This window comes from Bacillus sp. EAC, from assembly GCF_002156875.1.
In the GTDB taxonomy this organism is placed as follows: Bacteria; Bacillota; Bacilli; order Bacillales; family Bacillaceae_G; genus Gottfriedia.
In genome coordinates this window covers 151,887-169,877 of the sequence record NZ_NCSY01000006.1, presented here as the reverse complement: position 1 = coordinate 169,877, position 17,991 = coordinate 151,887, and the positions used below count along the sequence as shown (strand labels likewise).

Here is a 17,991-nt window from a genome sequence, read left to right as displayed (position 1 = left end):
TGAGAGGCAGCGAGTGAAGTGCAGCCTCTCATTTATTTTGTGCTTTTTATTTTTAACGTAATTTCTAAAACTGTATCAAAGTAAATTGTATCAATTTCAAGTTTGAATCGACGATCGTCTTTTTTATAAACTTTGTTCTCTATTGCTCGACGTAATAATTCTCGATTTTGTGAAACGCTTTTAATATCTTGAGTGAGTAAATTGTTCAAGTCATTTACCACAGCAGATTCTACTTGATGTTTTGTAAATTTGTTAATATTATACTGTTCAGCGTTTAAAATACTAACTTTTATTTCTTGTACTATTAGGTTCTTTTTGTTTTCCTCATTCAATCGTTCGTGATTTTCGATTAGTGTACTATTGCTCTTTTTTAAATCAATGATTTCACCTTTTAAATTACTAATTAATACAATTTGCTGTTCTTGAGTTATACCATGCATATAAATAAAAACAAACCAGCTGATGAGTGAGCCGAAAAATATGCCTGCGAAAAATTTTGCCCATCCGAAAGAAAGCCGTTCAGGTGGTGCCTTCATTTAAACATGCTCCCTTGTGAGCCACTGTAAAATGACTGTTCCTGTATGGGTTCCTCCCATTGCCGCGATGATCAAAAATATTTGTTTCATAAATTCGATGATTTCTCCTTCAAATAAGCCCTTTTCAAAGCTATAAAACGTATCAAAGGTTCCTCCGACTGCGCCTACAATTGCCCAAATACGTAATTTCATAGATAAATCATACATGCTACTAAGTGGTGGCTGTCCTATAATATAATATCCCATTGAACCAATGATTGATCCTCCGATTATTATACCAAGTGCTACAAAATACATTGAAATAAATGCAGGTATAAAAGGTAATTTAAGCTCCACAAAACTCACTCCTTCTCTAATACAAAGTATATGGACAAAGTGTTTTGTGTATGATGAATCTTTCATGTAGTTTAAAATAGAAGATAAATTGGTTTGAAATTTTTACGAACAAAAATAGAATGTAAGTTCGTATTTTGTGATAGAATAGAATAAAATACTAAGGAGATAAGGAGGAGTGTAGATGAGTTTCGTTCATTTGCAGGTTCAAAGTTCGTATAGCCTATTGCAAAGTGCATGTAAAATAGAAGATTTAGTAAGTTCAGCTGTTTTACAAGGCCATCAAGCGCTAGCAATTGCAGATGAAAATGTCATGTACGGGGTAGTTCCTTTTTATCATGCGTGTAAAAAAGCTGGCATTAAGCCAATTATTGGGGTAAAACTTTCAATTTTGATGGATGACCAGAATGCCTATTCATTAATATTATTAGCAAAAAATTTAGAAGGTTATCAAAATTTATTGAAGCTAACGAGTATTATTGGCACTAAATCGCCACAAGGGATTCCAAAACGATGGTTAACTGCTTATCGTCAAGGTGTAATAGCTATAACTCCAGGTTTAGAAGGTGAAATAGAAACTTTACTTTTAAATGGCAATTACGAAAAAGCATTGGAGCATGTGAAAGAATATCAAGAAATTTTTCCTGATTTTTATATAAGCATTCAAGATCACAGTTTGCCTGAAAATGGTACACTCTATCCATTAATTAAGAAACTTCAAAATGAAACATCGATTAAATTAGTAGTAACAAATGATGTTCGATATGTAGAAAAAGAAGATGCTCTCATACAAGATGCTTTATTTGCAGTTAAAAATGGTACGAAATTATCGGATGAATCAAGACCAAGATTACGTTCACAAGAATATTACTTTAAAACAAAAGATGAGCTATTAAAGCAGTTTACGGATGAAGAGCAGTCCTTTCAAAATACGGTACATATTGCGGACTTATGTGATGTTAACATACCTTTTCATCAACCGCTTTTACCAAAATATCCAGTTCCAGTAGAATATGAAACAGTTGACTATTTAAAACTCGTTTGTGAAGAAGGATTAATTGAGCGGTACGGAAAAATTGATGAATTACATAAACAAAGATTAGAAATGGAACTCAAAATAATTCATAAAATGGGCTTCAATGATTACTTCCTTATCGTTTGGGATTTCATTAAATATGCTCTTGAACAAGGCATAACTGTTGGGCCAGGACGTGGTTCTGCAGCGGGTTCATTAGTTTCATATGTACTAAAAATCACAAATGTTGATCCGATAGAGTACAACTTGCTTTTTGAACGTTTTTTAAATGAAGAAAGAATTTCGATGCCGGATATTGATATTGATTTTCCGGATCATCGTCGTGATGAAATGATTGATTATGTTGCTTCAAAATATGGAGAAGTTCATGTAGCTCAAATTATTACGTTTGGTACATTAGGTGCAAAAGCGGCTATCAGAGATATAGCAAGAGTTATGGGGTTAACTCCGATTGAAATCGATCGGTTTTCGAAATTAATACCTTCATCATTTGGGATGTCTTTAAAGGATGTTTACACTGCATCAAAGGCTTTTAGTAGTCATGTAGAGCATTCTGGTATTCATAAACGTATTTTTGAAGTTGCTTGTCGAGTTGAAGGATTACCACGTCATACAAGTATTCACGCAGCTGGCGTGATTATATCAGAACAACCTTTAACGAATGTTGTACCTCTTCAAGAAGGAAATCATGGTGTGTTCTTAACCCAATATCCTGCGGAAGTTTTAGAAGAACTTGGGTTAGTAAAAATGGATTTTCTTGGTCTTCGAAATTTAAGTCTGTTAGAAGAAGTGTGTCGTTTAATAAAAGAGACAACTGGTGTGGAAATTAAATTAGATGAACTACCTTTAGAGGATGCAAAAACGTTTGATTTACTGAGTAAAGGAGATACTTCAGGTGTATTTCAATTAGAGAGTTCTGGTATGAGAAGGGTTTTACAGCAATTACAACCAAATCAATTCGAAGATATAGTTGCTGTAAACGCATTATATCGCCCAGGTCCAATGGAGCAAATTCCTAAATTTATTCAATATAAACATGGTTTAGAGAAAGTTACGTATCCCCATCCTGTCTTGGAGAAAATATTAGAACCAACATATGGAGTCATAATTTATCAAGAGCAAATTATGCAGATTGCTTCTACTTTATCGGGCTTCAGTTTAAGTGAGGCTGATTTACTTCGTCGTGCAATGAGTAAAAAGAAGAAGGAAGTATTAGATAAAGAAAGAATTCATTTTGTTAAGGGGGCAATTTCTAAAGGATACGAAGAGGAAGTTGCAAATGAAGTTTACGATTTAATTGTCCAATTTGCGAACTATGGTTTTAATAGAAGTCATGCTGTAGCCTATAGTATGATTGCCTATCAACTAGCATATTTAAAAGCAAACTATCCATTACAATTTTATGCTGCATTGTTATCAAGTTTTATTGGTAGTGATGAAAAAGTATCAACTTATATAGGTGAAGCTAAGTTAAAAGGAATACCGATATATCCTCCGTCAATTAATAAAAGTCAATATGCATTCGTTGTTGAGGGGAAGGGCATTCGATATAGCTTATTAGCGATTAAAAATATAGGAATGGCGACTGTTCGTGAAATATTACAAAAGCGACCTTATAAGGATTTTTTTGATGTTTGTATAAAAATTTCACCAAAGGCTTTAAATCGAAAAAGCATCGAAAATTTAATTTATGCAGGTTGTTTTGATGAGTTCAACTTAGATCGAGCAAGTTTACTTGCAAATATTGATATTATTTTTGACTATGTTGAAATAGTAAGACCTGAAAATGAAGATCAGGTTGATTTATTTCTTGATGAAGAATTTGTGCCTAAACCAGAATTAATTCAAGTAGAACCAATGAAGATTTCAATGAAACTTGAACTTGAAAAACAAGCACTTGGTACTTATTTAACAGGTCATCCAATTAGCCAATATGAGAAGTTACAAAAAGAAAGTAATAGCTCAACTATCGAATTAAGTATTCAAAAAAAGGATGAAGAACAGCTAATATTTGTTTACATTCGAGACCTAAGAATAACAAAGACGAAAAAACAGCAACATATGGCGTTTTTACAAGTTGAAGATATTGGCACTCAAATTGATGCAGTTATTTTTCCTAGGACATTTGAAAAGTATCGTCACAAATTAAAGGAAAAAGAAGTTGTCATCGTTAAAGCAAAAATTGATGAGCGTGAAGAAAGAAAACAGTTAATCATAAATGAAATTTTTACAATTGATGAAATAGAAGAACTAATTGATCAAAAAGAGTTTACTTTATTTATTAAAATTACTGGGCATACTAACAAGAACATTTCTTATACAATTCAACAAACAATTGCCCAGTATAAGGGACATACAAAGGTTGTTCTCTATTATGAAGAGGAAAAAAAAGCGGTTCAACTTTCAGAACAATATTATGTTAACCCTACATTAAATTGTTTAACAATGTTAAAAAAATTAGTTGGAGACGAAAATGTTGTATTAAAGAAATAGACATTTTTCTTCAAAATCATTTATTATTAACTTGGGATGTTGTTGGAAAAAATAATTACATCATCTTTAAAAATAAAAATCACCAGGAAATAAACAGTTGAAATGTTTTCAACTCGTCGTTATTAGGGAGAGTGAACAGTTTGTCATTATTAAGTGAAGAAGCATTACATATGCATAGAGTTCATCAAGGTAAATTAGAAACAATTTCAAAAGTACCTGTTACAAATGCGAAGGAACTAAGCTTAGCATATTCACCAGGTGTTGCTGAACCATGTAAAGAAATTTATGAAGAAAAAAGCAGAGTGTATGAGTACACTATGAAAGGTAACATGGTTGGTGTTGTTTCAGATGGATCTGCTGTACTTGGTCTTGGGAACATTGGACCTGAAGCTGCATTACCTGTAATGGAAGGGAAAGCTGCTCTATTTAAGAGCTTCGCTGGTGTTGATGCATTTCCAATTTGTTTAAATACACAGGATGTAGAACTTATTATCCAAACAGTTAAATTGTTAGAACCTACATTTGGTGGGATTAATTTAGAAGATATTGCAGCTCCAAACTGTTTTATTATAGAAGAAAGATTAAAGCGTGAAACAAATATTCCAATTTTCCATGATGATCAGCATGGTACAGCAATTGTTACACTTGCTGGATTAGTAAATGCATTAAAATTAGTAAATAAAAAAATGGCAGATATTAAAGTTGTTTTAAACGGTGCAGGTGCAGCAGGAATTGCGATTTTAAAATTATTAAATCGTTTTGGTGTACGCTCAATCATTATGTGCGATACAAAAGGTGCTATCTATGAAGGTCGTCCAAATGGAATGAACAGTGTGAAGGACGAAGTTGCAAAATATACAAACAAAGATCGAATTCAAGGAAGTCTTGAAGATGTAATTAAAGGTGCTGACGTATTTGTTGGGGTTTCTGTAAAAGGAGCAGTAACAAAAGAAATGGTGAGCTCAATGAATGAAAATCCAATTATCTTTGCAATGGCAAATCCAGATCCAGAGATAATGCCAGAGGATGCAAAAGAAGCTGGTGCTTTAGTAATTGGTACTGGCCGTAGTGATTATCCTAACCAAGTAAATAATGTTTTAGCATTCCCTGGTATTTTCCGTGGAGCATTAGATGTGCGAGCTACGCATATCAATGAAGAGATGAAAATAGCTGCTGTTAATGCGATTGCAAGTTTAGTTAGTGAAGATGAACTATCTCCAGATTTTATTATTCCAGCACCGTTTGATCCGCGTGTTGCTCCAAAAGTAGCATCAAGTGTTGCTAAAGCAGCGATGGAAACAGGTGTAGCTAGAATTAAAGTTGATCCAAAAGAAATTGAAGAAAAAACGAAAAGACTAGCTTTAATTAAATAATAATTTATCACCAGATATTAATATTTGGAGGGGATAGTATTACAATGCTGAAAATAAGTAATGTAGTACTATCCTTTTTTATCTGTTATAATACTTAGATGTGGTAAAAAACTTTATAAATCGTTGAAATTAAAGGGAATTTTAGTCAATAATGTTAAAATTTTGCTTGGATAATTTTACAAATTTCTGTTACCAAGAAAAATTGAATTGACGAAATTTAGCTGAATTTTATCGACAAATGTTAACAAAAAGTGTATAACATTTATAGTATCCTATTAGTATTTAGTACTAAAAAAGTTGGGAGGAATTAGGTTGCTAAAAGACTTATTTTCCAAAAAGAAAAAATATGCATCCATACCTTCAGAAGTAATGAAAACAGATTTACCTGACGGTGTTATGACAAAATGTCCTAAATGTAAAAAAATAAGTATTACAAAAGAATTAATAAAAAATGTAAAAGTTTGTAGTAATTGTGGCTTTCATCATCAAATGACAGCATTTGAAAGAATTGAAAGTTTAATCGATGAAGATACGTTTGAAGAATATGATAATGATATGATTTCTGCTAACCCATTACATTTTCCAGATTATATAGAAAAACTAGAAAGTGATCGCAAAAAAACGAATCTTAACGAAGCAGTAGTTACTGGAAAAGGAACGATTGATGGTATTCCCGTTGTAATTGCTATAATGGATTCAAGATTTAGAATGGGAAGCATGGGCTCTGTAGTAGGAGAAAAAATTACGAGAGCTATTGAAAATGCGACAGCGGAGTCACTTCCATTTATTATTTTTACTGCATCAGGTGGAGCACGTATGCAGGAAGGTATATTAAGTTTAATGCAAATGGCAAAAACAAGTGCTGCACTTAAAAGGCATAGTGAGTTTGGCTGCTTAGCAATTTCAATCTTAACAAACCCTACTACTGGTGGGGTATCAGCAAGTTTTGCATCTTTAGGAGATTATAATTTTGCTGAGCCTGGAGCATTAATTGGTTTTGCTGGTCGTCGTATTATTGAACAAACGATTCGTGAAGAATTACCGGAAGATTTCCAAACAGCGGAATTCCTTCTAAATCATGGACAACTTGATGCAGTACTTCCTCGTACTGAAATGCGTTCAAAATTATTTACGATACTTGATATACATCGAGGAGGTGTCCTTCAATAGTGGTTATGTTAGAATTTGAAAAGCCGATTCATGAATTAAAAACAAAAATCGATGAATTAAAAGTATATACAAATCAACATGATGTAGATTTTTCTGAGGAAATTAGACGTTTAGAAGAGCGTTTAAAGACGTTAGAGAATGAAATTTATGGTAATATGGGTGTTTGGGATCGTGTTCAAGTGGCAAGACATCCAGAACGTCCGACTACGATGGACTACGTAAATCGATTGTTTACGGATTTCTTTGAATGTCATGGTGATCGATTATTTGGTGATGATGCTGCAATCGTTTCAGGAATTGCTAAATATCATGGTTTACCAGTAACAGTCGTAGGTCATCAACGTGGTAAAGATACGAAAGAAAATATAAAACGTAATTTCGGTATGCCGCATCCTGAAGGATATAGAAAAGCGCTTAGATTAATGAAACAGGCTGAGAAATTTAATCGACCTATTATCACTTTCATTGATACAAAAGGAGCTTATCCTGGGAAAGCTGCAGAGGAACGTGGGCAAAGTGAAGCGATCGCTCGAAATTTATTTGAAATGGCGGGTTTAAAAGTACCTGTAATTTGTATCGTAATTGGTGAAGGTGGTAGTGGAGGTGCTCTTGGATTAGGTATAGGTAATAAATTACTTATGCTAGAGAACTCAACTTATTCTGTAATCTCACCAGAAGGTGCAGCTGCATTACTTTGGAAAGATTCTTCTTTAGCTCGTAAAGCCGCAGAATCAATGAAAATCACAGCTCCAGATTTACTTGAATTAGAGGTAGTTGACCAAATTATCCCTGAAGTAAAAGGTGGGGCACAAAATGATGTTGAACAACAAGCTAAATATATTGATAAATATTTATATGATACGTTAAAATCTATTTTATCAATGGATAAAGATGAACTAGTTCAACAACGATATGATAAGCACGCAAAGTTAGGTAAGATTTCTTATTATAAATAATATTTTGATTTAACTTCGAGAGTGTGTGAAACAATTATGTGAGCATGCTCTTTTTTTGTATTATTTTAGAATATTAGTAAAAAATAACCGTAAATCTGTGTAGTAAATCGTCTTGTATAAAAAAGTGATGGATACCTTTACCTAAGTTTATGAAAAAGTTCACATAATAGCTATTGTTTAAAAATGTATAACATGTTACTTTATTTAAATAAATAAATGTATTAATGGAAAATCTTAGAGGTGAATACATATGAAAAAAATTGGCGTACTAACAAGTGGAGGAGATTCTCCAGGAATGAACGCTGCGGTACGAGCAGTTGTTCGAAAAGCTATTTTTCATGGGCTGGAAGTTTACGGGGTATACCAAGGTTATGCTGGATTAATCACTGGAAACATCGAAAAACTTGAATTAGGTTCTGTAGGCGATATTATTCATCGTGGAGGCACAAAATTATTAACTGCACGTTGTCCAGAATTTAAAACACTTGAAGGACAGAAAAAAGGAATTGAACAGCTTAATAAGTTTGGTATTGAAGGATTAGTTGTTATCGGTGGAGATGGTTCATACCAAGGTGCAAAAAAACTTACAGAACATGGATTTCCATGTGTAGGTGTACCAGGTACAATTGATAATGATATACCTGGAACAGACTTTACAATTGGCTTTGATACTGCTTTAAATACAGTAATCGACGCGATCGATAAAATTCGTGATACAGCAACTTCACATGAACGTACGTACGTAATTGAAGTAATGGGTCGGAATGCTGGTGATATTGCTTTATGGGCAGGATTAGCTGACGGAGCAGAAACAATTTTAATCCCTGAAGTAGAATATGATATGGATGATATTATTAGTAAGTTAGTTCGAGGAAGCGAACGTGGCAAAAAACATAGTATCATTGTTGTAGCTGAAGGTGTTGGAAGTGCAATTGAAATTGGGAAAGTAATCGAAGAAAGAACAGACTTTGATACACGTGTCACGGTATTAGGACATGTACAACGTGGTGGTTCTCCAAGTGCAGCGGATCGAGTACTTGCAAGTAGATTAGGTGCAAGAGCAGTAGAGTTACTAATGGAAGGCAAAGGTGGCCGTTGTGTAGGTATCCAGAACAATAAACTGGTTGATCATGACATAATTGAAGCACTTGCTCAAAAACATGTATGTGATAAAGATATGTACCAATTAGCTCAAGAGCTTTCTATTTAAGAAAGCTTGGTTTTTTTGAGCAATCGTTTTCACTTCGAATTTTAATTTTTTTAATGTAGTATTGAAAATAGATTTTAAGAAAGATTTTAGTTTCTTTTTAAATTACTTGGAGGTAAAAAAATGCGCAAAACAAAAATAGTTTGTACGATTGGTCCTGCCAGTGAATCGGTAGAAAAATTAGTACAGTTAATAGATGCTGGAATGAATGTAGCTCGTCTAAACTTCTCTCATGGATCTCATGAAGAACATGCTGGAAGAATAAAAAGTATTCGTGAAGCGTCAGAAAAAACTGGAAAAACAGTAGCAATACTTTTAGATACGAAAGGCCCTGAAATTCGTACGTTAGATTTTGAAGGTGGCCAAGCTGAATTAAAAACTGGAAACGAAGTAATTATCACAACTGAACCTGTTATGGGTACTGCAGAAAAATTTGCTGTATCTTACGAAGGGTTAATTGATGATGTACATGTAGGATCTAGAATCTTAATTGATGATGGCTTAATTGGTTTAGAAGTTATCGGTATTGAAGGAAAAGATATTCGCACTAAAGTTTTAAATAGTGGATTAGTAAAAAATAAAAAAGGTGTTAACGTTCCAAATGTACGTGTAAATTTACCTGGTATTACTGAGAAAGATGTAAGTGATATCGAATTTGGTATAGAACAAGGAATCGACTTTATCGCTGCATCTTTTGTACGTAAAGCTACAGATGTATTAGAAATTCGCGAACTTTTAGGTAAACATAAGGCAGAATATATCCAAATCATTACAAAAATTGAGAATCAAGAAGGAATCGATAACATCGACGAAATTCTTGAAGTTTCAGATGGTTTAATGGTAGCTCGTGGAGATATGGGTGTAGAAATCCCGCCTGAAGAGGTACCATTAGTACAAAAATCATTAATTAAAAAATGTAACATTTTAGGTAAGCCAGTTATTACTGCAACTCAAATGTTAGATTCAATGCAACGTAATCCACGTCCAACACGTGCTGAAGCAAGTGACGTTGCAAATGCAATTCTTGATGGTACTGATGCAATTATGTTATCTGGTGAAACAGCTGCTGGTACATATCCAGTTGAATCAGTGTCAATGATGAATTCAATCGCTCTTCGTATTGAAAAAAGCTTACAATATGAAGAATTATTCAAGAAACGCCAAAAAGAAAACAAGGCAACTATTACAGATGCAATCGGTCAATCAGTTGCAGCAACAGCATTAAACTTATCAGTAGCTGCTATTATCGCTCCTACTGAAAGTGGACATACTGCAAAAATGATTTCTAAATATCGTCCAAAGGCGCCGATATTAGCAATTACCTCTGATATTCGCATTTGTCGTCGTTTAACATTAGTTTGGGGTGTTCAAACTCAATATAGAGCAAAAGCGAACTCTACTGATGAAATGTTACAACATGCAATGGACGCAGCTCAGGATGCAAAATTTGTATCTAATGGTGATACTGTTATCATTACTGCTGGATTACCAGTTGGTGAAACAGGTATGACGAATATGATGAAAATTCATGTAGTTGGAGATGTAATAGCTCAAGGTCAAGGAATTGGTCGTAAAACAGCGGCAGGTAAAGTAGTTGTTGCAAGAACTGGTGAAGAAGCAGTTTCAAAAGTTACAAATGGAAGTATTTTAGTAACTAATTGCACAGATAGAGATATGATGCCTGCAATTGAAAAAGCAGCAGCAATTATTACAGAAGAAGGTGGATTAACTAGTCATGCAGCAGTAGTTGGTGTTAGTTTAGGTATCCCTGTAATCGTTGGAGTTGAAAATGCAACTGATATTCTTGTTAATGGTCAAGCAGTTACTGTAGATGCATCACGAGGAATAGTTAGTACAGGACATAAGAGCATTTTATAATATATAATAAAGAGAAGGGATGAAAATTCCTTCTCTTTATTTTTGAAAATTAATCATTATGAGGTGAGCTTCCTGAAAAAGATTCTAGGTTGGCTATTGTTAATTCCTGTTATTGATTTTATTTGCTTGATCCTTCTTGGTAAGTTGATAGGCTCTTTATCAATCTTTTTATGGTTAATTGGAACGGTATTAATTGGCGTGTATATTATGAAAAATGTTTGGGTTACTGTTAAACAACAGGCTGGAGAGCAACTTCGAGCTGGTAAAACGCCAGACTTATTAATGGTTGAAGGTCTGTCTTTCTTTTTAATTGGCCTTTTATTAGCTATTCCAGGTCCAATAACTGACATATGTGCGATTATTTTATTAATAAAACCTATACGATTAAAATTAGTTCAACAAATTCTCTATGTCTTAATGAAGAAACTAAAAGGAAACATTGTTTGGACAGGTTATATTAAAAAATAACCTCTGAGGATTAACCAATGTAGATTAACAGAGTCATAAAATAAAAAAACGTGAAAACAAAATTGTTTTCACGTTTTTTTTATTTAGTACCTTTTATATATATCCATAGTTCATGAAATACTTTTGCTCGGTATAATGTAGATAAAATAACCAAAGTCACTGGGCCAATTATTAAACCTAATAATCCAAAAAACTTAAATCCTATAAATAAGGAAATTAAAGTAGGAAGTGGATGTAGTCCAATATTTGACGAAAGTACTTTCGGCTCAGCAAGTTGACGCTGAATAATTACAACACCATATAAGATTGCGAGACCAATCGTTAATGAATAATCATTAGTTAGGAAAGTGTAAAGTATCCATGGAACAAATATTAATCCTGTTCCCAAGTATGGGAGTAAATCAATTAGTCCAATTAAAATAGCAATCGTAATTGCAAATGGAACTCTTAGAATTAATAACCCGATTAATACAAGTACTGTTGTCATAGAAATAAGAGTAATATGAGCTTTTATAAATCCAAATAAAGCTTTTCGTAAATCTGTAAAGATCGTTTTACTATAGTGCTGAAGTCGGTTCGGTGTGTAAATTGCGAATAAATTTTTGATCTTATACCAATCTTTACTAATAAAGAAAGTTGCTAACAAGGATACAAAGATTAATGTAGCTGTATTTGGAAGTATTGCGATGATTAATTTGATACCATTAATGATGCCATTTAAAGCACCTTTTCCCATATTAATAACGGAATCACCAATTGATTGGATATTCGTACGAATCGTTTCCTGTTGACCAGCACCCAATTGACTGTATTCATTCATGACTACGTCATATAAAGGAATGATTTTATCAGTGACGATATTTTCAACAAAATAAACAATACGCTCAAAATTATCAGGCACAACTTGTATTAAATACGTGGTACCCGAAATAATCTCTGTAATTAGCAATGTAAATAATCCTGCTACAACTGATAACAATAAAATGATTGAGATAAATACTGATATTCCCCTTGGAATCTTTGCTTTCTCATTTAATAAGTTCACAAGTGGATTTAAAAGAAATGCAATAATAAATGCGATTATAAATGGATATGTAAGTTTTGAAACGAATAATGCTAAGTAAAGTCCTACAACAATACAAACAGTTACAAATAAGAAACGAATGAGTTGGTAAACTAAACTTCTACTCAAAATTCGTCACCCCTTTCAATTGAGAAATTGGCTATTGGCTTGTCTATTCTATTTTATCAAGAATTATTTTTTTATAATAGTAAAGTTTGATAGTATTTATTAATAAATTATACAATGAGAGGAAAGATAATTATGAGTGAATCGGCAATCTTTCTAATAATTTTATTATTAATTGGAGTTATAGCTAAAAATAATTCACTAATTATTTCAATTATAGTATTGTTACTCCTTAAATATACTCCTATTGGAGATAGAGTATTTCCATATTTACAGTCTAAGGGGATTAATTTAGGTGTAACGATTATAACTATTGCCGTATTAGTTCCAATCGCAACAGGTGAGATTGGGTTTAAACACTTATTAGATGCATTGAAAACACCTGTAGCCTGGATCGCATTATTATCAGGTATTGCAGTAGCACTTCTTGCAAAGGGAGGGGTTCAATTATTAGCAACGAGTCCTCAAATAACAGCTGCCTTAGTACTTGGTACTGTTTTATCGGTTGCGCTTTTTAAAGGTGTTGCAGTAGGTCCACTTATTGGGGCCGGAATCGCATATCTATTCATTTGGATTGTAGAATTTATTAAGTAGTTTCACAATAATTATATTTTAGTAAATTGTTTTCATTCACAAAAGTCAGATTATTGTTTATAATAACAGATAGTAGGGTTCCTTTCTACATATACATGGTAAGGGGAAGTGTTATACCAGTATATGTAAGTAAAACACTAAAAGAAATTTTTTTACGTAAAGGGGAGAGGGGAATATGACAGTTAAAAGTGGTTTAGAAGGCGTTGTAGCTGCTACAACTTCTATAAGTTCTATTATTGATGATACATTAACGTATGTTGGTATCGGAATTGATGAATTAGCAGAATTTGCGAGTTTCGAAGAAGTAGTTTACTTACTTTGGCATCGTAAGTTACCAACTAAAGTTCAACTTAATGAGTTCTCAGCTCAATTAGCTGATAATGCAGTTTTACCAGAAGAAGTTATTACTTTCTTAAAAACAACAAACTTAAAAAATGTACATCCTATGACGGTATTACGTACAGTTATTTCTATGCTAGCTATGTATGATGAACAAGCAGAGGCAATGGATTCTGACTCTAATTATCTAAAGGCAATCCAACTTCAAGCAAAAGTATCGACATTTGTGGCAGCGTTTTCTCGAATCCGTCGCGGGCTTGAGCCAGTTGCTCCTCGTAAAGATATTTCATTCGCTGCAAATTTCTTGTACATGTTAACTGGTGATGAGCCAAATGAAATTGCTGAAGAAGCAATTAATAAAGCATTAGTTTTACATGCTGATCATGAATTAAATGCATCAACTTTTACAGCACGTGTATGTGTAGCAACATTATCTGATATTTACTCAGGTATTACAGCTGCAATTGGTGCTTTAAAAGGCCCATTACACGGTGGTGCAAATGAAAGCGTTATGAAAATGTTAGCTGAAATCGGTAGCATTGAAAATGTAGAAACTTTCATCCAAGAAAAAATGGATGCAAAAGCTAAAATCATGGGATTTGGTCATCGCGTATATCGTGGTGGAGATCCTCGTGCGAAACATCTTAAAGAAATGTCACGTCAATTAGGAGATATTACTGGCGAGTCAAAATGGTATGAAATGTCTGAAAAAATTGAAGAGATTGTTACCACTCAAAAGAATATTCCACCTAACGTTGATTTCTATTCAGCGTCTGTATACCACAGCTTAGGAATTGAACATGACTTATTTACTCCGATTTTTGCGATAAGTCGTATGTCTGGATGGGCAGCTCATATTTTAGAGCAATATGATAACAACCGTATTATCCGCCCTCGTGCTGATTATGTTGGACCAGATAAAAACGCTTATATTCCAATTGAAGAGAGAGTATAAGAAGATATTGAATACTTAAAATAGTATTTAATGTTAGAATAATAATGATATAGTAAAGAGAGGAAGAGAAATCTTCCTCTCATAAGTATGTAATTAAACATTTATACAAGGGGGAGCAACCATGCAAGCTGAAAAAATTACTTTAGTAAATGGCGAGTTAAACGTTCCAAACAATCCAATCATTCCTTTTATTGAAGGAGACGGGACAGGCCCAGATATTTGGGCAGCATCTTCACGCGTATTAGATGCAGCTGTTGAAAAAGCATATAATGGAACTCGTAAAATCGAATGGAAAGAAGTACTTGCTGGAGAAAAGGCATTCAACGTAACTGGTGAATGGCTTCCACAAGAAACATTAAACGTTATTGACGAATATATGATCGCAATTAAAGGTCCATTAACGACACCAGTTGGTGGAGGAATTCGTTCATTAAACGTTGCCCTTCGTCAAGAATTAGACCTATTTGTATGTTTACGTCCAGTACGTTACTTTGAAGGAGTACCTTCTCCGGTTAAACGTCCTGAAGATACTGATATGGTAATTTTCCGTGAAAATACAGAAGATATTTATGCTGGTATTGAATATGAAAAAGGTTCTGAAGCAGCACAAAAAGTATTAGAATTCTTACAAAAAGAAATGGGAGTTAATAAAATTCGTTTCCCTGAAACTTCAGGTATCGGAATCAAACCAATTTCTGAAGAAGGTACAAAACGTCTTGTGCGTGCTGCTATCAATTATGCAATTCAAGAAAACCGTAAGTCTTTAACTTTAGTACACAAAGGTAACATCATGAAATTTACTGAAGGCGCATTTAAAAACTGGGGTTATGAAGTTGCTGAACAAGAATTCGGTGATAAAGTATTTACATGGGCTGAATATGATCGCATCGTAGAAACTAGCGGTAAAGATGCTGCAAATAAAGCAATGGAAGATGCTGAAAAAGCTGGAAAAATCTTAGTAAAAGATAGCATTGCTGATATCTTCTTACAACAAATCTTAACAAGACCACGTGAGTTTGATGTAGTAGCTACAATGAACTTAAATGGAGATTACATTTCAGATGCACTTGCAGCACAAGTTGGTGGTATCGGTATCGCTCCAGGAGCAAATATCAACTACGAAACTGGACATGCAATTTTTGAAGCAACTCATGGTACAGCACCTAAATATGCTGGACTTGACAAAGTTAATCCATCATCAGTTATTTTATCAGGTGTATTAATGCTTGAGCATATGGGATGGAATGAAGCTGCTTCTATGATTTTAAATTCAATGGAAAAAACAATTGAATCAAAAGTTGTAACTTACGATTTTGCTCGTTTAATGGATGGCGCTAGAGAAGTAAAATGCTCTGAATTTGCTAACGAATTAATTTCTAATATGGAGTCAGTTCTAGTATAATAAAGGTGTCAATTAAAGGGGAGGAATTTAATATGTCAATTAGTAGACGTAAAATTTCTGTAGTAGGTGCTGGATTTACTGGTGCAACAACAGCTTTCTTGCTAGCTCAAAAAGAATTAGGGGATGTAGTAATAGTCGACATTCCACAATTAGAAAACCCTACTAAAGGTAAAGCTTTAGACATGCTTGAAGCTAGTCCAGTTCAAGGTTTTGATGCAAACATTACTGGTACAAGTGATTATGCTGACACAGCTAACTCTGATGTTGTAGTAATTACTGCTGGTATTGCTCGTAAACCTGGTATGAGCCGTGATGATTTAGTATCAACAAACTCAAACATAATGAAGGCAGTTACTCGTGAAATCGTAAAGCACTCTCCAAACTGTACAATTGTTGTATTAACAAACCCAGTTGATGCAATGACATATACGGTATACAAAGAATCTGGTTTACCTAAACACCGTGTAATCGGACAATCAGGTGTTCTTGACACTGCACGTTTTAGAACGTTTGTGGCTCAAGAATTAAACTTATCTGTAAAAGATATTTCTGGTTTCGTTCTAGGAGGGCATGGAGACGAAATGGTACCATTAGTACGTTTCTCTTATGCAGGTGGAATACCATTAGAAAACTTAATTCCAAAAGATCGATTAGATGAAATCGTGGAACGTACTCGTAAGGGTGGCGGAGAAATCGTAAATCTATTAGGGAACGGTAGTGCATACTATGCACCAGCTGCTTCATTGGTAGAAATGGTAGAAGCTATTCTTAAAGATCAACGTCGTGTATTACCAACTATCGCATTCTTAGAAGGCGAATATGGTTATAACGGTATTTATTTAGGAGTACCTACTATCATCGGTGGTAATGGTATTGAGCAAATCATAGAATTAGAATTAACTGCTGATGAAAAAGCAGCCTTAGATCGTTCGGTTGAAGCTGTTAAAAACGTAATGAACGTTTTATCTTAAAACGATTATTAGAGAAATTTAAACGCTGAGCCAAAAAAAAAAGAAAAAGCCTTTTAAGGCTTTTTCTTTTTTTTACGCGTTATTATATAATATTGTTGTTTTTAGAAATATTGATTGAAAGGGAAACTACGCCACTTTTGAAAGGAAGTTGTCTTGATTGTTCATACTATTAAAATAGTAGAGATTTTCTCTGTTTTCTACTTAGTAGTATTTACCAGAACTTTTTTAATAAAATTTGACGATTAAGAAGGAAATTTGAGGTTGTTTATCGAATTTTTAAAATATTAAGATAAACAGGGGGTTCAATATGTTAACTAAAAAAGCTAAAATAGGACGTAAACTCGAAGACATATCAATTGGTGAAAAATTAATCGTAACTGAACATATTGATGAACAACATATTTATTTATACCTCGCATTAACTGGGGATACAAATCCTTTATATACTCAATATAATTATGCATCTCAAACGAGGTTTAAAAAACCTATCGTACCTGGAATCATTATAAGTGGATTAGTGGCAAGTGCGGTAACAAAACATCTACCAGGACCTGGAAGCCATATTGTGAAAAAAGAAATCCAGTTCGATCATCATATTCATCATAATGAAACAATTTCAATTCATTTTGAAGTCGTTGACATAAACACGAAAAAAAATGAAGTATCACTAAATGTAAGCGTTTTAAATAAGTCACAGACAACTATCGCTACTGGGAATATTACTGTTATTCCACCGACTGTAGATCAATCAAATAGTTTATTATACGAGAATTTTTAAGAAGAATGTCAATAGACATTCTTTTTTTTAGGTTCTTTTCTAAAAGAATGCTGAATGGTTATAATCAAACTTCCTAATAAAGAAATCGATTGGAGTGGAAGAAAACTAGGACCATATTCAAAATTACAATTTTTTACGATAAATAGTCCCTCGAATAGTTTTTATCTTTAATCCTAACAATTAAAGTAGAAGTTGAATGGAACAGAAGGTACATGACTCCTATATTGGTGGTAGCGGGAAACTCACACAGGCATGAATGCCCAGAAGAGCTTCACAGCCCGACCCAAGGAAAGCAGGCAACCTGGAGTGGTAG

Annotated in this window: 15 protein-coding genes; 12 read left to right on the top strand and 3 right to left on the bottom strand. The window is 33.6% G+C overall.

All coding sequences use genetic code 11. From position 1 onward, the window contains the following. Positions 1–32 precede the first annotated feature (32 nt). Together ytrI and ytrH are read right to left on the bottom strand one after the other, a co-directional pair. The gene (gene ytrI, locus B7R65_RS11925; RefSeq protein ID WP_088043010.1) at positions 33–536 is read right to left on the bottom strand and encodes a sporulation membrane protein YtrI; all 504 of its coding nucleotides are present in this window, start codon (positions 534–536) and stop codon (positions 33–35) included. Further along, positions 537–872, bottom strand: a complete 336-nt coding sequence (gene ytrH, locus B7R65_RS11920; RefSeq protein ID WP_088043009.1) for a sporulation membrane protein YtrH — start codon at positions 870–872, stop codon at positions 537–539. A 181-nt stretch (positions 873–1,053) separates the two neighbouring features. Here ytrH and dnaE point away from each other — a divergent pair, with 181 nt between their 5' ends. The 7 genes from dnaE (at position 1,054) to B7R65_RS11885 (ending at position 11,450) form a co-directional block, all read left to right on the top strand. Next, positions 1,054–4,398, top strand: a complete 3,345-nt coding sequence (dnaE, locus tag B7R65_RS11915) for a DNA polymerase III subunit alpha (protein WP_088043008.1) — start codon at positions 1,054–1,056, stop codon at positions 4,396–4,398. A gap of 170 nt (positions 4,399–4,568) precedes the next feature. Then, positions 4,569–5,771, top strand: coding sequence for an NADP-dependent malic enzyme (gene ystJ, locus B7R65_RS11910; RefSeq protein WP_179194865.1), 1,203 nt, complete (start codon positions 4,569–4,571; stop codon positions 5,769–5,771). A gap of 312 nt (positions 5,772–6,083) precedes the next feature. Next, positions 6,084–6,941: an acetyl-CoA carboxylase, carboxyltransferase subunit beta gene (gene accD / locus B7R65_RS11905; protein WP_088043006.1), complete on the top strand. Its 858-nt coding sequence runs from the start codon at positions 6,084–6,086 to the stop codon at positions 6,939–6,941. Positions 6,942–6,946: 5 nt separating this feature from the next. Beyond that, a complete protein-coding gene (gene accA, locus B7R65_RS11900) occupies positions 6,947–7,897 on the top strand; it encodes an acetyl-CoA carboxylase carboxyl transferase subunit alpha (RefSeq protein ID WP_373419578.1) in 951 nt (316 codons plus the stop codon). A 250-nt stretch (positions 7,898–8,147) separates the two neighbouring features. Beyond that, positions 8,148–9,107, top strand: a complete 960-nt coding sequence (pfkA, locus tag B7R65_RS11895) for a 6-phosphofructokinase (RefSeq protein ID WP_088043004.1) — start codon at positions 8,148–8,150, stop codon at positions 9,105–9,107. 120 nt (positions 9,108–9,227) lie between these two features. Then, positions 9,228–10,982: a pyruvate kinase gene (pyk, locus tag B7R65_RS11890; protein WP_088043003.1), complete on the top strand. Its 1,755-nt coding sequence runs from the start codon at positions 9,228–9,230 to the stop codon at positions 10,980–10,982. Positions 10,983–11,024: 42 nt separating this feature from the next. Continuing rightward, positions 11,025–11,450: an FxsA family protein gene (locus tag B7R65_RS11885; RefSeq protein ID WP_218780424.1), complete on the top strand. Its 426-nt coding sequence runs from the start codon at positions 11,025–11,027 to the stop codon at positions 11,448–11,450. 79 nt (positions 11,451–11,529) lie between these two features. Here B7R65_RS11885 and ytvI read toward each other — a convergent pair whose 3' ends face one another. Further along, entirely contained in the window at positions 11,530–12,642 is a 1,113-nt protein-coding gene (ytvI, locus tag B7R65_RS11880; RefSeq protein WP_088043001.1) for a sporulation integral membrane protein YtvI, read from the bottom strand. 132 nt (positions 12,643–12,774) lie between these two features. Here ytvI and B7R65_RS11875 point away from each other — a divergent pair, with 132 nt between their 5' ends. From B7R65_RS11875 to B7R65_RS11855, 5 genes are all read left to right on the top strand, one after another. Next, the gene (locus tag B7R65_RS11875; protein ID WP_373419573.1) at positions 12,775–13,233 is read left to right on the top strand and encodes a DUF441 domain-containing protein; all 459 of its coding nucleotides are present in this window, start codon (positions 12,775–12,777) and stop codon (positions 13,231–13,233) included. A gap of 175 nt (positions 13,234–13,408) precedes the next feature. Beyond that, a complete protein-coding gene (gene citZ, locus B7R65_RS11870) occupies positions 13,409–14,527 on the top strand; it encodes a citrate synthase (protein ID WP_088043000.1) in 1,119 nt (372 codons plus the stop codon). Between the two features lie 121 nt (positions 14,528–14,648). Continuing rightward, positions 14,649–15,929 carry an NADP-dependent isocitrate dehydrogenase gene (icd, locus tag B7R65_RS11865; RefSeq protein ID WP_088042999.1) on the top strand — a complete coding sequence of 427 codons (1,281 nt, stop codon included), beginning with the start codon at positions 14,649–14,651 and terminating at the stop codon, positions 15,927–15,929. A gap of 32 nt (positions 15,930–15,961) precedes the next feature. Further along, on the top strand, positions 15,962–16,900 hold the full coding sequence (mdh, locus tag B7R65_RS11860) for a malate dehydrogenase (protein WP_088042998.1): 939 nt from the start codon (positions 15,962–15,964) through the stop codon (positions 16,898–16,900). A 307-nt stretch (positions 16,901–17,207) separates the two neighbouring features. Continuing rightward, positions 17,208–17,678, top strand: a complete 471-nt coding sequence (locus tag B7R65_RS11855; protein WP_088042997.1) for a MaoC/PaaZ C-terminal domain-containing protein — start codon at positions 17,208–17,210, stop codon at positions 17,676–17,678. Positions 17,679–17,991 lie beyond the last annotated feature (313 nt).

What these genes read in the sequence shown, in the direction of transcription:
- pfkA (WP_088043004.1), top strand. Translation starts at nt 8,148, where the DNA reads ATGAAAAAAATTGGCGTACTAACAAGTGGAGGAGATTCTCCAGGAATG.
- citZ (WP_088043000.1), top strand. Translation starts at nt 13,409, where the DNA reads ATGACAGTTAAAAGTGGTTTAGAAGGCGTTGTAGCTGCTACAACTTCT.
- B7R65_RS11855 (WP_088042997.1), top strand. Translation starts at nt 17,208, where the DNA reads ATGTTAACTAAAAAAGCTAAAATAGGACGTAAACTCGAAGACATATCA.
- pyk (WP_088043003.1), top strand. Translation starts at nt 9,228, where the DNA reads ATGCGCAAAACAAAAATAGTTTGTACGATTGGTCCTGCCAGTGAATCG.
- accA (WP_373419578.1), top strand. Translation starts at nt 6,947, where the DNA reads ATGTTAGAATTTGAAAAGCCGATTCATGAATTAAAAACAAAAATCGAT.
- dnaE (WP_088043008.1), top strand. Translation starts at nt 1,054, where the DNA reads ATGAGTTTCGTTCATTTGCAGGTTCAAAGTTCGTATAGCCTATTGCAA.
- ystJ (WP_179194865.1), top strand. Translation starts at nt 4,569, where the DNA reads ATGCATAGAGTTCATCAAGGTAAATTAGAAACAATTTCAAAAGTACCT.
- mdh (WP_088042998.1), top strand. Translation starts at nt 15,962, where the DNA reads ATGTCAATTAGTAGACGTAAAATTTCTGTAGTAGGTGCTGGATTTACT.
- ytrI (WP_088043010.1), bottom strand. Translation starts at nt 536, where the DNA reads ATGAAGGCACCACCTGAACGGCTTTCTTTCGGATGGGCAAAATTTTTC.
- icd (WP_088042999.1), top strand. Translation starts at nt 14,649, where the DNA reads ATGCAAGCTGAAAAAATTACTTTAGTAAATGGCGAGTTAAACGTTCCA.
- B7R65_RS11875 (WP_373419573.1), top strand. Translation starts at nt 12,775, where the DNA reads ATGAGTGAATCGGCAATCTTTCTAATAATTTTATTATTAATTGGAGTT.